The organism is Serratia sp. JSRIV002, from assembly GCF_019968725.1.
Lineage (GTDB): Bacteria > Pseudomonadota > Gammaproteobacteria > Enterobacterales > Enterobacteriaceae > Chania > Chania fonticola_B.
Genome location: NZ_CP074143.1, coordinates 2,233,675 through 2,247,631, shown reverse-complemented (window position 1 = coordinate 2,247,631; position 13,957 = coordinate 2,233,675). Strand labels below are relative to the sequence as shown.

Genomic DNA, 13,957 nt, shown 5'->3' with positions numbered 1-13,957 from the left:
TCATCAAAAAAAGGTTTACTGAGAACATGGTAGATAAACGCGAATCCTATACGAAACAAGATCTCGAAGCATCGGGCCGTGGCGAACTGTTTGGCGCCGGTGGCCCACCGTTGCCATCAGGCAACATGTTAATGATGGACCGCGTGGTCAAGATGACCGAAGACGGTGGTAGCTACAATAAAGGCTACGTAGAAGCTGAGCTCGATATCAATCCGGATCTGTGGTTCTTCGATTGTCACTTTATTGGCGATCCGGTTATGCCAGGCTGTCTGGGTCTGGATGCCATGTGGCAGTTGGTAGGGTTCTACCTAGGCTGGATGGGCGGTGAAGGCAAAGGCCGTGCTCTGGGCGTCGGCGAAGTGAAATTCACCGGACAGGTGCTGCCAACCGCCAAAAAAGTCACCTACCGCATCAACTTCAAACGCGTGATCATCCGCAAGCTGATTATGGGCGTGGCTGATGGCGAAGTGCTGTGCGATGGCAAAGTGATCTATACCGCCAGCGATCTGAAAGTGGGCCTGTTCAAGGACGCTGCAGCGTTCTAACGCCTTACGGCGGCCTCTCTCGGTCGCCGTTTATTTCTCCCCTCCTTTGTTATTACTGTTCTGGTCGTTTTATCGCCACACAGTGACTACAATAAATGTATCCACCAAGAGGGCAGCATGAAAAAAACCAGTTTTGCAACGACCCCCTGCCCAATCGCCCGTTCGTTGGGGCGCGTGGGGGAATGGTGGAGCATCCTGATCCTGCGCGATGCCTTTCATGGCCTGAGCAAATTTGACGAGTTTCAGCAAAGCCTGGGGCTCTCCCCCACGCTGCTGACCCGCAGGCTTAAATTTCTGGTGGAAAGCGGCATTCTGTATAAGCAACGCTACCAGACTCGCCCGGTACGCTACCAATATCTGCTCACCGAGCGCGGCAAGGATTTCTTCCCGGTGTTGGTGACGTTGTTCCAGTGGGGCAATACTCATCTGACTGAAGGGGCACACAGCGCGGAACTGGTCGATCGGCGCAGCGGTCAACCAATACAGCCTCTATTAATCGATGCGCTAACCCAGCAGCCTATCGCCCTACAGCACATCACGTTGGCGGCAGGCCCTGCGGCCGGAGAGGCCATGTCACGCCGTGCTTCTCTGATGCAGCATCACTACACCTTACTTAATGAATCATCCAAGGAGTCACTATGAGCAGTCGTCGTATAGTTATCACCGGTATGGGGGCCGTCTCTCCTTTGGGTTGCGGCGTAGAGCCGATCTGGCAACGCCTGTTGGCTGGTCAGTCAGGGATCAGCCCGCTGCCCGAAGAGATGGTGGCAGATTTGCAGGTCAAGATCGGCGGCCAGGTGCCCACGCTGGAGCAGGATGCCGCTGCCGGTTTTGATCCCGACCTGAGCGTGGCACCGAAAGACCAAAAGAAAATGGACCGCTTTATACTGCTGGCCATGGCCGCCGCTGACGAAGCCATTAAGCAGGCTGGCTGGAGCGCCGATAGTGAGGAGAAACAGGAGCGGACGGCCACCGTGATCGCCTCTGGTATTGGTGGTTTCCCAGCTATCGCCCACGCGGTGCGCACCACAGATAGCCGCGGGCCGAAGCGCCTCTCCCCTTTCACCATTCCCTCCTTTTTGGTTAACCTGGCCGCGGGCCATGTCTCCATCAAGCATCAATTCAAAGGGCCGATTGGCGCACCGGTCACCGCCTGTGCGGCAGGCGTACAGGCCATTGGCGATGCAGTGCGGATGATCCGCAACGATGAAGCCGATATCGCCTTATGCGGCGGAACGGAAGCTGCTATCGATACCGTCAGCCTTGGGGGCTTTGCCGCTGCCCGAGCCATGTCAACCACGCCAGCGGATGCCGCAACCAAAGCGTCACGCCCGTTTGACAGCGCCCGCGACGGCTTTGTGATGGGTGAAGGTGCCGGGATGTTGGTGATCGAGACGTTGGAACATGCGTTGGCACGTGGTGCCAAGCCGTTAGCAGAGATTGTCGGTTACGGCACCAGTGCGGATGCCTACCATATGACCTCCGGGGCCGAAGATGGCGACGGCGCCTATCGGGCGATGAAGATTGCGCTGAAACAGGCTGGCGTCACGCCCGATCAGGTTCAGCATCTGAATGCCCACGCCACCTCAACTCCGGTTGGCGATCTGGGTGAAATCAACGCCATCAAACACCTGTTCGGCACCGATGGGCACATTGCCATCACCTCCACCAAGTCGGCCACCGGCCATCTGTTAGGAGCCGCAGGCGGCCTGGAAACCATTTTCACTGCGCTGGCACTGCGCGATCAAATCGCTCCGGCGACCCTGAATCTGGATAATCCCGATCCTGCTGCCGCCGGTTTGCATCTGGTGGCCAATAAGGCGGAACCGATGGCAATAACCTATGCCCTGTCGAACGGATTTGGTTTTGGGGGAGTCAACGCGAGCATTTTGCTAAAACGCTGGCAGGGATAAGATAAATAGACGCCTTAGCTTAAAACGAAAACCTCCGCTTGTTTGGCGGAGGTCGTTCCTTAATTCATGACAGAGAGCCGCTTAAGCGGTCACAGCCCTGTCCTCCATGGCTTTTCGCCACCCTCCCAGCCAGTTAGCCCGGGCATCTAAAGATTGGTAGGGACAAAGTTCCCTTGAACGCCCTGCAATACCTGCTTGGTAACCGCGTGATTCAGCTCGCTCCAGACGATCTCTTTTCTGTCTCTTCATGCCTCGTTTCCCTCGTTATTACGCTGTGGAAAGAAAACAATGGCCGCACGAAATACAGCCACCTTTAAGAAATAGACCTAAATGGCGAGAAGATCAACGTTCAAATTTCATACCGTTGTCATATTTGTGAGCTATGCACGGCGCATAAGCTAAGTGGCTGATATTGCTGAAATGCATTTAATTTTATGATAATAAAAGAAAAAAATCCCGGCAGGCTTTTGCATTGCCTCACCGGGATGGCTTTAGAACGAATTATTACAAGCTATGATTAAAGGCGAGCTGCCTGTGCGGCAATCTCCTGCGCTTCCTGCAACCAACCCTGGGCCAAGGTGCGGACCAAAGCGTCATAGCCATCTTCACCCTGTTTCAATTCCAGGTTGAATGGCCGTTTGATCAGCCTGCCCTGATGGCTCAACACCCATTCACCGCGGACGATCGCTTTACCGTCGTAGCGGCCATGGAAGCCGCTGATGGTGACGTTAAGCACATCCTGATCGCTGCTCATCGGCTGTGATGACACCACCCAACCCGGCAAAGCGCTGCCCAGGTTGGTCACCAACGTCTGTTGCAGTTGCTGATCCAACGGGCTGGCCCACAGGTTGTTTTGCCCAATCACAAACTGCACGTCGTTGGTCTGGTAGACCACCCCACTCTGCGCCAGGAAATCCGCCACGCTGACGTGCTCCAACCACAGCTGGCGTGATGCCTGGGTGCCACTCACCTGAGCCGGGGTTCCCAACGCCGGTAACTGATAGTAAGTCTTGTTGGGCGTACTGCTACAGGCGCTCAGCAACAGCGCCAGAACTACCGGGATCCATTTTTTCATTTTTTGGCCTTCTTCGGCTGAGGGTCATTACTGCCCGCGGCTTCAAATACCAGGGCGTTGCTCTTATCGTTCAGGGTACGCAGCACCGGTTGCAACTCACGCAGCACCTGATCGAGACGTTGCATATCGCCAACCATTTTGTTGTAGGCTGGTGAGCCTGGCTGGAACCCTTTCATGCTGCGATTGAGTTCTTGCAAGGTTTTCTGCATATCTTCAGGCAATGCCTTCATCTCTTTACTGCTGATGATGTCATTGAGCGACTGCAGGGTTTTCTGCGTTTCTTTCATGGTCTTCTGGCTTTCGGCCAGCGTTTTGGTCGCTTCGTTGATCATTGGATTGATCGGCATCGAATTGATCTTGTCCAGCGTCTGCATCAACTTCTGCTGGATCTGCGCCAGGCCACCGCTGGTGGTTGGCAACAGCGGATAGCCGAACAACTCACGCGGCCCCTTCCACGCTTTCTCCTGTGGATAGAAGTCCAGATCGATATACAACGCGCCAGTCAGCAAGTTGGCTGACTTCAGCGCGGCACGCAGGCCACGCGACTCTGCATCTTTCAAATGCTGCGCGATATCGAAGTTCTTGCCCAACTGTTGATTAAAGCGCTCAGGCTCAATACGGATCAGCACCGGAATACGGTAGTCGTTATCCAACCGCTGGCGCATACCCTCTTTGTAGAATGGCACTTGCCCCACGGTACCCAAGCGAATACCCCGGAACTCAACCGGAGCCCCCGGTTGCAGCCCACGGATTGATTCGGAGAAGAACACCAGATAATCGGTATGCTCGGTATACAGCGAATCCTGAATATTGCGCTGGCTATCGAACAGAGCAAACTCGGCCTTTTCTTTCACCGCTGGGCCACGCTCCCAACCTTCTGGCACGTCAAAGCTGACGCCACCGCTAAACAGCGTCGCCAAGGATCCCATTTCCACACGCATGCCTTGTGCGGACATATCGAAGGCAACGCCGCTGTCTTTCCAGAACCGGACGTTGGTAGTGATCAACTGATCGTAAGGCGCGGTAATAAACAGCTGATAGCGCATGGAGCGCAGCTTGGGATCGAAATAGCTGGTTTCCACCGAGCCAACGCGGTAGCCACGGAACAGTACCGGATCGCCAGCGTTCAACTGGCCGGATTTGTCACTGTCCAGTATCACGCGCAACCCTTTGGCATCGGGAGAGGCCAGCGGCGGAGCATCCAGCAGCTGATAATCCGCTTTTCCAACCTTGCCCTTGTTGCCCGGTTGCAATTCAATGTAGGCACCGGAGAACAAGGTCCCCAGCCCGGAGACGCCTTCACGGCCAATCTGCGGTTTCACCACCCAGAAGGCCGAATCGTCACGCAGTAGCTTTTCCATGCCGGAGTTCAGGCGAGCCTGCACCAGCACTTTACTCAAATCTTCGCTCAGGGTGACGCTTTCCACCGTACCGACATCCACACTGCGGCTTTTGATCTTGGTTTTTCCCGCTTCCAAACCTTCGGCGGAGGTCGTGACCAACGTCACTTGCGGCCCTTGATGGCTGAAGTGATAAAACAGGATCCACGCACCGATCAACGCGGTGACAATGGGAATGATCCACACCGGCGACCAGCGCTTGATCTTCTCAACATCCGCGACGCCATGATTACTTTCCGTCACCTTGCGGCTCCTTTTTTATTGTTTCATTTGCGCGATCCCAGGTTAAACGGGGATCAAACGCCATAGCAGCAAACATGGTGAGAATGACCACCATGGCGAACAGTAGCGCCCCAATGTCTGGATAAATACTCATCAACTGTCCCATACGTACCAACGCCGAAAGCACGGCGATCACAAACACGTCGATCATTGACCAACGGCCAACAAACTCCACCACTTCATAAATCAGATGCATACGCTCGCTATCGGCATTGGCCTTGCCTTTGCCTTTGCCTTTGCCATTGGCATCCAGGCATAGCCAGCCAATCGCCAACATCTTGAGCGAGGGCACCATGATACTGGCAATAAAAATCACCATCGCCACCGGATAGGACCCTTCTCCCCATAGCAGCACCACCCCAGCCATGACCGTTGATGGCATTTTATTGCCCAACGCCTCGGTGATCATAATCGGCATCAGCATCGCCGGAATATACAATATGATCGAGGTGACCAATAACGCCATCGTCCATTGCAGGCTGTGGCGGCGGCGTACATAGCCCACCGTGTGACAACGCGGGCATTTGGACTGCTGGGCGGGCAGGATGGCCGTACAGCAGGAGCAGGAACGAACTCCCTGACGCAGACCGGTACGCCCAACCTGCAACGGGCGATCAATCAACGGGGCGGGTTCAATATCCTGCCACAGCCAGCGGCGATCGACGCATTGGAAGGCTCGCACCTGCAGCAGGCAAAACAGACAGTAAGGGACGAAACTGGAACCAATGCCGATATCACCATAAGCCATCAGTTTGACAAAGCTAACCAGCACGCCAGCCAGGAAGATCTCGACCATACACCAGGTCTTCAACTGGAACAGCACTTTGGCCATCCAGATCTTCCATTGTCGTGGTAGCCGCACCCTGGCACACAGCAGAATAATCGCCAACATGCAAAACGCCGGGATCAGTTGCACAAACACCATAAACAGGGTGGCCATGCTGGCATAGTCTTCTGCCACCATCACCTGAGGAATTTGGATCAGTTTGATTTCATTGCCCAGACCGGCAACGCGCATATTGATAAACGGGAAGATATTGGCTAACACCAGCATGAATAACGCGCTGAGGGCAAAACCAATCGGTTGTTTGCGCGGTTCTGCCCAGCGGGCGCTGAGTGTCGTTTTACAACGGGGACAAACGGCCTTGGAGCCTGATTGCAAAGGCGGCAACGCCACCAGCATATCGCATTGTGGGCACAGTATCAGGTTATCCTGTTGAGGCTCGCCATGCATCGCATGACTCTGCTGCTTATGACTTTCGTGGGAACACACCATTATCCTCCTTAACCGTGTCGCTCATCGGTACAGCCTGGGTTGCCCACAGCAGCAGCGTGCGGGCAACCCGTTTCCGATCAGCCGTTTTTCATTGCTTCCAGCTCTTCCCAACGGGCAAAGGCTTGTTCCAGTGCCTGCTCCGCAGTGGCAAGATCGGCCAGCACCTGCTGGGTTTCGCTGTGCGGGCGTGAGAAGAACCCTGCGTCACTCACCTGTGCCTGCAAGGCTTCAATATCCACTTCCAGCTGTTCAAGGCGCTGTGGCAACTGCTCCAGTTCGCGCAGCAGGTTATAACTCAGTTTGGCTGCTGATTTCTTAGGCTGCTCGTTTTTTTTCTCCACCGCTGCCTTGGTTTGGCTAGCGGCTACCGTGCGGATCGGCTTGGCGGTGGCACGTTGATGGTGTGCATCGTAGTAGCCCCCGACATAAGTGTCGATCACGCCATTGCCTTCGAAAATCCAGCATTCGGTTACGGAGTTATCAACAAACTGACGATCGTGGCTCACCAGCAATACGGTGCCCTGGTAGCTATCGATCATCTCTTCCAACAGTTCCAGCGTTTCGACGTCCAGATCGTTGGTTGGTTCATCGAGGATCAGTAAATTACTCGGCTTAAGGAATAATTTAGCCAGCAGCAGGCGGTTACGCTCTCCGCCCGACAACGCTTTGACCGGCGTCATTGCCCGTTTAGGGTGGAACAGGAAGTCCTGCAGATAGCCCAGCACATGGCGCGAACGACCATTGACCATCACTTCCTGCTTACCTTCCGCCAGGTTATCCATCACGGTACGTTCTGGATCCAGCTCGGCGCGGTGCTGGTCAAAGTAAGCCACTTCCAGCTTGGTGCCACAGTGCACTCGCCCGCTGTCGGCTTTCAGTTGACCGAGCATCAATTTCAGCAAGGTGGTTTTACCACAGCCGTTTGGCCCCACCAATGCGATTTTGTCACCGCGCTGCACCTGAGCACTGAAGCCCCGGACCAGCACTTTGTCGGCGACCTGATAATTGACGTCTTCCATTTCGAACACAATCTTGCCCGAACGCACGGCCTCTTCCACCTGCATCTTGGCGGTGCCCATCACTTCACGACGTTGTGAACGCTCGTTACGTAACGCTTTCAGAGCGCGCACCCGGCCTTCGTTACGCGTGCGGCGTGCCTTGATGCCCTGGCGGATCCAAACTTCTTCCTGCGCCAGTTTGCGGTCAAATTCGGCGTTCTGCAGCTCTTCGACCCGCAGCGCTTCTTCTTTGCTTTCCAGGTACAGCTCGTAGTTGCCCGGCCATGACACCAGCTTGCCGCGATCGAGATCGACAATGCGCGTGGCCATATTGCGGATAAACGAACGGTCGTGCGAGATGAAGACGATGCTGCCCTGGAACTCTTTCAGGAACCCTTCCAGCCAGTCGATGGTGGTGATATCCAGGTGGTTGGTAGGTTCATCAAGCAGCAACACGCGCGGTGAACTGACCAACGCCCGGCCCAGTGCCGCTTTGCGCAGCCAACCACCGGACAGGGAGGACAGCTCCGCATCGCCGTTCAGCCCCAGTTGCAACAGGACTTCACTGATACGGCTGTCTAGCTGCCATAAGCCCTGATGATCGAGGATCTCCATAACCTGCGCCATACGCGTCAGGTTCTTTTCGCTCGGATCCAGCTCCACCTGATGTGAGATAGCGTGATACGCCTTCAGGTGTTCCGCTTGCTCGGCCACGCCTTCGGCCACAAAGTCGAATACCGTGCCGCCGATATTGCGCGGAGGATCCTGCTGCAAACGCGCCACAATCAGATCCTGCTCGTAAATGATGCGCCCATCGTCCAAGGGGATCTCTTTACCCAGGATCTTCAGCAGGGTCGATTTACCGGCCCCGTTGCGCCCAACCAGGCAGACGCGTTCATTGTCTTCAATATGAATTTCGGTGTTGTCTAACAAAGGTGCATCGCTGAAAGAGAGCCAGGCACCGGACATGCTGATTAACGACATAGTAATTATTTTCCTTCGCCGGCGTGGGTGACCAGCCAGCAGTTGTGGATCTGACGGTTACGGGCAAAGTCTTCTGACTGTGTCTTGGCGGTAATTTCTTTCGCCTCCAGACCCAGTGCGTTCAGACCTGCCAGATCCATCTGGAAACCGCGTTTGTTGTTGGAGAACATGATGGTCCCGTTACGGCGCAGTATCCGTTGTAAATCTTTCATCAGCGCCAGATGGTCGCGCTGTACGTCAAAGGTGTTCTCCATCCGCTTGGAGTTGGAGAACGTCGGCGGATCGATAAAGATCACATCGAACTGTTCGTCGGCATTGTGTAGCCAGGACAGGCAATCTGCCTGGATCAGGCGGTGCTGTCTACCGGTCAGGCCGTTAACCCGCAGGTTCTTCTCCGCCCATTCCAGATAGGTACGCGACATATCCACCGTGGTGGTGCTACGTGCGCCCCCCAACCCGGCATGTACGCTTGCGGTGCCGGTGTAGGCAAACAGGTTGAGGAAGTCTTTGCCTTTGCTCATCTCACCCAGCATACGGCGAGCGATGCGGTGATCGAGGAATAACCCGGTATCGAGATAATCCGTCAGGTTGACCCACAGCTTGGCATTGAACTCTTCTACCAGCAGGAACTCCCCCTTCTGCGCCAGCTTCTCATACTGATTTTTGCCCTTCTGACGTTCGCGGGTTTTCAGGATCAGCTGATTCGAAGGCAGCTCCAGTACCGCTAACGTGGCGTTAATCACGTCAAACAGGCGCTGGCGGGCTTTCTGCGCGTCGATGGTTTTCGGCGGCGCGTACTCCTGCACCACCACCTTACTGCCATAGCGATCCACCGCCACGTTATAGTCAGGCAGATCGGCATCATACAGGCGATAGCACTCGATCCCCTGCTGCTTCGCCCATTTATCCAATTTCTTCAGATTCTTGCGCAGACGGTTGGCAAAGTCTTCCGCCACCTGCACGCCACCAGCACCCTGCGGGTTTTCTGCCAGCTGGTAGTTTTTCTGTACGCAGTCCAACGGGCCGTTTTTCGCTTTGAACTGGCGCTCTGCGCGCAGCTGCAGGCAACTGAGCAGTTCCGGTGAGGCGCTGAACAACGAAAGCTGCCAGCCACCAAAGTGGCTCTTCATAATGCGCCCTAACATATTGTGCAGCGCAATCAGGGCTGGTTCGCTCTCAAGGCGTTCACCGTATGGCGGGTTGCTGACCACCGTGCCTACCGGGCCTTCCGGCAGTGGGTTGGTCAGTTTGCTGACGTCATTAACGTTAAAGGTGATCAATTCGGCCACGCCAGCGCGGCGGGCGTTCCCCTTCGCCATTTCAATGACGCGACGATCGATATCCGAGCCGAAGAAGCGTGACGGGGTTTCTTGCAGGCCACGTTTCGCCCGCACCTGCGCTTCGGTGATCACTTCACGCCACAGTTCGGCATTATGGCCGCTCCAGGCGGTAAAGCCCCAATGTTGACGATGCAGGCCAGGCGCACGATCAGAGGCGATCATCGCCGCTTCGATCAATAGCGTGCCAGAGCCGCACATCGGGTCCAGCATCGGCGCCCCTGGTTGCCAACCGGAACGTTGGACAATCGCTGCCGCCAGGTTTTCCTTCAATGGAGCCTGGCCGGTAAGATCGCGATAGCCGCGCTGGTGCAAACCTTCTCCGCTCAGATCGAGCGCTACGCTGGCCATATCACGCTGCAGGAAAACGTTCACGCGAATGTCTGGCTGCTGTTTCTCTACCATTGGCCGATCGTTGAGCTTGCGGGTAAAGCTGTCCACAATGGCGTCTTTGACCTTCAGCGCACCATATTGGCTATTGCGGATCTCTTCATTGAGGCCGCTGAAGTGCACGGCAAAGGTTTTATCCAGGCCAAATATCGATGGCCAGTCAATGGCCTGCACACCGAGGTACAGATCCAAATCGCTGTGCACGCGAAATTCATTCAGCGGCAACAGAATACGCGAAGCCAGGCGGCTCCAGAGCAGGCTTTGGTACAGAAGACGATCGTCACCCTGAAAATGTACTCCCCCCTGCACCACTTTGCAGGAGTGAGCGCCAAGCCGCTCCAGTTCGCTTTTTAACAGTTCTTCCAGTCCACGCGCCGTGCTGGCAAACAGAGTGTTCATATCGTGCTTATCACCAAAAAGAAAATTGTTGCGCATTATAGCTAATCCAGACCGCTTGTCATAAAGTTGCTCCCTTCTATTTCATTTATCGCACGGAGGCAGGGGTGATCACGCTCTCCCGACTTTACGTTCATCCGGTCAAATCACTACGGGGTTTGCAGCTTTCTCACGCCCAGGTGGCCAATCACGGCCTGGCTTTTGATCGCTCCTTCATGATCACCGAGCCAGACGGTACCTTCATCACCGCCCGCCAATACCCGCAGATGGTGCTGTTTACCCCGGCGTTGTTGGCCGATGGCCTGTTTCTGACCGCACCGGACGGTGAAAGTGCGGCGATCCGCTTCATTGATTTCGCCCCCGATGCGCAGCCGACCGAGGTGTGGGGCAACCATTTCACCGCGTTGATCGCCCCGGTGGCCATCAACAGTTGGTTAAGCGGTTATTTTCAGCGCGAGGTACAGCTGCGCTGGCTTGGGCCTGAATTAACCCGCAGGGTAAAGAAGCACCCGGAAATCCCACTCTCCTTTGCCGACGGTTACCCTTATCTGCTGATTAATGAAGCTTCGTTCCAGGATCTGCAGCAACGTTGCCCAAGCAGCATCAGGCTGGAGCAGTTCCGCCCGAACCTGGTGGTGACCGGCAGCCCGGCCTGGGCAGAAGATGGTTGGCAGGTGATCCGCGTCGGCGACGTGATGTTCGATCTGGTAAAACCTTGCAGCCGCTGCGTATTGACCACGGTCAGCGTCGAACGTGGCCGTAAACACCCGAGCGGCGAGCCGTTGAGTACGCTACAACAGTTCCGCACTGCCGATAATGGCGACGTCGACTTTGGCCAAAACATGATTGCCCGTAACAGCGGTATTATCCGCGTCGGCGATAGTGTTGAAGTGTTGTCAACCAAACCGCCGCGGCCTTATGGGGCAGGCAAGGTCGTCGAAAGCCTACAAGCACCGCAGGACAGCACCACCAGCGTGAGCATTGAGTATCAAGGAAAGGTGTTTGCCGGTAATAACCAGCAGATCTTGTTAGAGCAGTTGGAGCAGCAAGGCATTCGCATCCCTTACTCCTGCCGGGCTGGCCTGTGCGGCAGTTGCAAGATAACGCTGGTGGAGGGCGAGGTTGCGCCGCTAAAGAAAAGCGCAGTGGCCGCCAACGGCACCATCCTCTGTTGCAGCTGTATTCCTAAAAGCGATGTGAAGCTGGCGTAACGCTTATTACACTGCCCTGTCGTAAGCCGGGGCAGACTGTTCATCCGGGATGCAAGGTTTCAAGCGATCGTGCATCACTTTTATCGCATCCCCCAACACCATGGTGCGCCCAGCCAACGCCAGCTGATTTTGTGCCAGCAAGCACAGGCTGGCATTATCCCCGGCTTCCACCACCAGCAGACGCGCCTCGACACCGCTATCCATCACCTTCACCGCCGCCAACTCGCCATTTTTTGGGCGTAGCGGATAGTGTTGCTGAGCAAAATGCCAGCTCTTGGGCATCAGGGGTTTGAGAAAACGGAAGGCCACCAGCGCATTTAATACCAACTCAGCACGTTGTTCATGGCTGAGCTTTATCTGTTTGCACTGTTCTTCATAATCAAAATAAAGCGCTGCATCATCGACGCAGAATGCACATTCAGCGAAGGCGTCCGGGGTTAGCATTTTTGCCGGAAAGCGTGAACGGAAGATCATACCATTGGCTAAATCGAGCATCAGTCGATCGTGCTCAGCGTCAAAATACCAACGCCAATTGTCATCAGGTTTTATCTTCATTGCTTATCCTTCTCACCACATGCCAACGCAGTATTACGCAAAGGGCGATTTTATCACCAGAAAGGTTGCTGAAACATCGGATAATTCCGCTACCGAACAAAATATAGACGAGCCGGGGGCAGAAATAAACCCCCGGTCGAAAATGAAAGGCAAAATATTAGATATGGGTAACGATATCTTTAATCAAACGCGGTCCGTGGAAGATAAAACCGGAATAAATTTGTACCAACGTTGCCCCGGCCTCCATTTTTTCCCGCGCCGCCGTCAGGGAATCAATTCCACCAACGCCGATAATCGGCAAGCGCCCTTGCAACTCTTGCGACAAACGGCGGATCACTTCAGTGCTGCGTAACTGTACCGGACGGCCACTTAATCCCCCTGCCTGATCGCAGTAATTCAACCCCTGAACCAGTTTACGATCGAGAGTGGTATTGGTGGCAATGACCCCATCTATATTATGACGCACTAAACTGTCCGCTATTTGGATCAGTTCTTCCTCTGAAAGATCCGGCGCGATCTTTACCGCAACCGGCACATATTTGTGATGGCGAGCCTGCAATTGGGCCTGCTTATTTTTTATCGCCGCCAGCAGATCGTCCAGCGCTTCACCATACTGTAAGGATCGTAATCCCGGGGTATTGGGTGATGAGATATTAATCGCGATATAGCCGGCATACGGATAAACCTTATCCATACAGATCAGATAATCGTCTTTGCCCTGCTCGACCGGCGTGTCTTTATTCTTGCCGATATTGATCCCAAGCACGCCACCAAAATGGGATTTCTTAACGTTTTCAACCAGATTGTCTACGCCGTGGTTATTGAACCCCATGCGGTTGATCAACCCTTCGGCCGGGACCAGGCGGAACAGACGCGGTTTATCATTGCCCGCTTGCGGACGCGGCGTAACGGTACCGACCTCAACAAAGCCAAAGCCCATCGCGCCAAAGGCATCAATGCATTCGCCGTCTTTATCCAGACCGGCGGCCAAACCTAATGGGTTGCTAAAAGAGAGCCCCATGCAGCTCACCGGCTTGCTCGGCACCGACTGACGGATAAGAAACTCTAGTGGGGTGCCGGTAATACGGCGCAGTTGACTGAAGGTCAATTCGTGAGCGCGCTCGGGATCGAGCTGGAACAAGGCTTTCCTGACGATGGGGTAGTACATGTACTCTCCTGATTTCCCGGTGATATCCTGCTGACTTGAGGTCGCAAGTCAATCGCTGTGCCTGATGGGGATACAGGTGGGGATCATGCAGAACGCCGACACGCCGTAAACCCATCCCTGGGGGCTCGCAATCGCGCATCCTTGCGCTCAACGGTCGGCTAACCTGCATGATCCCCACCTGCTTCAGGCTTTCGGTGTTGCGGTTATTTAGCGACAACCTCAAGTCAGCAGGATAGGCCTGTCGACCGGGGGCGTATTATCCGGTATCCCCTCGCCAATTGGAATTGATTAAAGGCAAAAAAAGCGCGTTTAGCGCAATCGTTTCCCTTGTATGGCGCTACTTCCCCGCTTTTCCCCCTTTACGCATATCAAAATCAAAAAATGAGATTTAAAAATCACCCCCTTTTGCTGTTAGCTTTAAAACACC

12 protein-coding genes are annotated in these 13,957 nt (G+C 54.8%); 4 read left to right on the top strand and 8 right to left on the bottom strand.

Features of this window, described 5'->3' with window-relative positions; translation table 11 throughout:
* The first annotated feature begins 26 nt into the window (after positions 1-26).
* From fabA to fabF, 3 genes are all read left to right on the top strand, one after another.
* On the top strand, positions 27-545 hold the full coding sequence (gene fabA / locus KGP26_RS10370) for a bifunctional 3-hydroxydecanoyl-ACP dehydratase/trans-2-decenoyl-ACP isomerase (RefSeq protein ID WP_037374999.1): 519 nt from the start codon (positions 27-29) through the stop codon (positions 543-545).
* A 117-nt stretch (positions 546-662) separates the two neighbouring features.
* A complete protein-coding gene (locus KGP26_RS10365; protein ID WP_021804879.1) occupies positions 663-1,187 on the top strand; it encodes a helix-turn-helix domain-containing protein in 525 nt (174 codons plus the stop codon).
* Positions 1,184-2,458 (top strand): beta-ketoacyl-ACP synthase II, encoded by a 1,275-nt coding sequence (fabF, locus tag KGP26_RS10360; protein ID WP_223665373.1) that lies wholly within the window; start codon positions 1,184-1,186, stop codon positions 2,456-2,458. The genes KGP26_RS10365 and fabF overlap by 4 nt, the downstream gene beginning before the upstream one ends.
* An 81-nt stretch (positions 2,459-2,539) precedes the next feature.
* Here fabF and rmf read toward each other — a convergent pair whose 3' ends face one another.
* The 6 genes from rmf to rlmKL form a co-directional block, all read right to left on the bottom strand.
* On the bottom strand, positions 2,540-2,707 hold the full coding sequence (gene rmf, locus KGP26_RS10355; RefSeq protein WP_071680718.1) for a ribosome modulation factor: 168 nt from the start codon (positions 2,705-2,707) through the stop codon (positions 2,540-2,542).
* Between the two features lie 268 nt (positions 2,708-2,975).
* Positions 2,976-3,533, bottom strand: coding sequence for a membrane integrity-associated transporter subunit PqiC (gene pqiC / locus KGP26_RS10350; protein ID WP_024486050.1), 558 nt, complete (start codon positions 3,531-3,533; stop codon positions 2,976-2,978).
* Positions 3,530-5,176, bottom strand: coding sequence for an intermembrane transport protein PqiB (gene pqiB / locus KGP26_RS10345; protein ID WP_059200412.1), 1,647 nt, complete (start codon positions 5,174-5,176; stop codon positions 3,530-3,532). The genes pqiC and pqiB overlap by 4 nt, the downstream gene beginning before the upstream one ends.
* Positions 5,163-6,449, bottom strand: a complete 1,287-nt coding sequence (gene pqiA / locus KGP26_RS10340; protein WP_223665641.1) for a membrane integrity-associated transporter subunit PqiA — start codon at positions 6,447-6,449, stop codon at positions 5,163-5,165. Before pqiA ends, pqiB begins: the two co-directional genes overlap by 14 nt.
* A gap of 119 nt (positions 6,450-6,568) precedes the next feature.
* A complete protein-coding gene (locus KGP26_RS10335; protein WP_223665372.1) occupies positions 6,569-8,473 on the bottom strand; it encodes an ABC transporter ATP-binding protein in 1,905 nt (634 codons plus the stop codon).
* A gap of 5 nt (positions 8,474-8,478) precedes the next feature.
* Complete coding sequence (gene rlmKL / locus KGP26_RS10330; protein WP_223665640.1) at positions 8,479-10,599, bottom strand: bifunctional 23S rRNA (guanine(2069)-N(7))-methyltransferase RlmK/23S rRNA (guanine(2445)-N(2))-methyltransferase RlmL; 2,121 nt, start codon at positions 10,597-10,599, stop codon at positions 8,479-8,481.
* Positions 10,600-10,703: 104 nt separating this feature from the next.
* Here rlmKL and KGP26_RS10325 point away from each other — a divergent pair, with 104 nt between their 5' ends.
* Positions 10,704-11,807 (top strand): YcbX family protein, encoded by a 1,104-nt coding sequence (locus KGP26_RS10325; RefSeq protein ID WP_223665371.1) that lies wholly within the window; start codon positions 10,704-10,706, stop codon positions 11,805-11,807.
* Positions 11,808-11,813: 6 nt separating this feature from the next.
* On the opposite strand, the gene KGP26_RS10320 is transcribed toward KGP26_RS10325, so the two are convergent.
* Both KGP26_RS10320 and pyrD read right to left on the bottom strand, forming a co-directional pair.
* Positions 11,814-12,362 (bottom strand): cell division protein ZapC, encoded by a 549-nt coding sequence (locus KGP26_RS10320; RefSeq protein WP_021804887.1) that lies wholly within the window; start codon positions 12,360-12,362, stop codon positions 11,814-11,816.
* Between the two features lie 157 nt (positions 12,363-12,519).
* On the bottom strand, positions 12,520-13,530 hold the full coding sequence (pyrD, locus tag KGP26_RS10315; protein ID WP_021804888.1) for a quinone-dependent dihydroorotate dehydrogenase: 1,011 nt from the start codon (positions 13,528-13,530) through the stop codon (positions 12,520-12,522).
* Positions 13,531-13,957 lie beyond the last annotated feature (427 nt).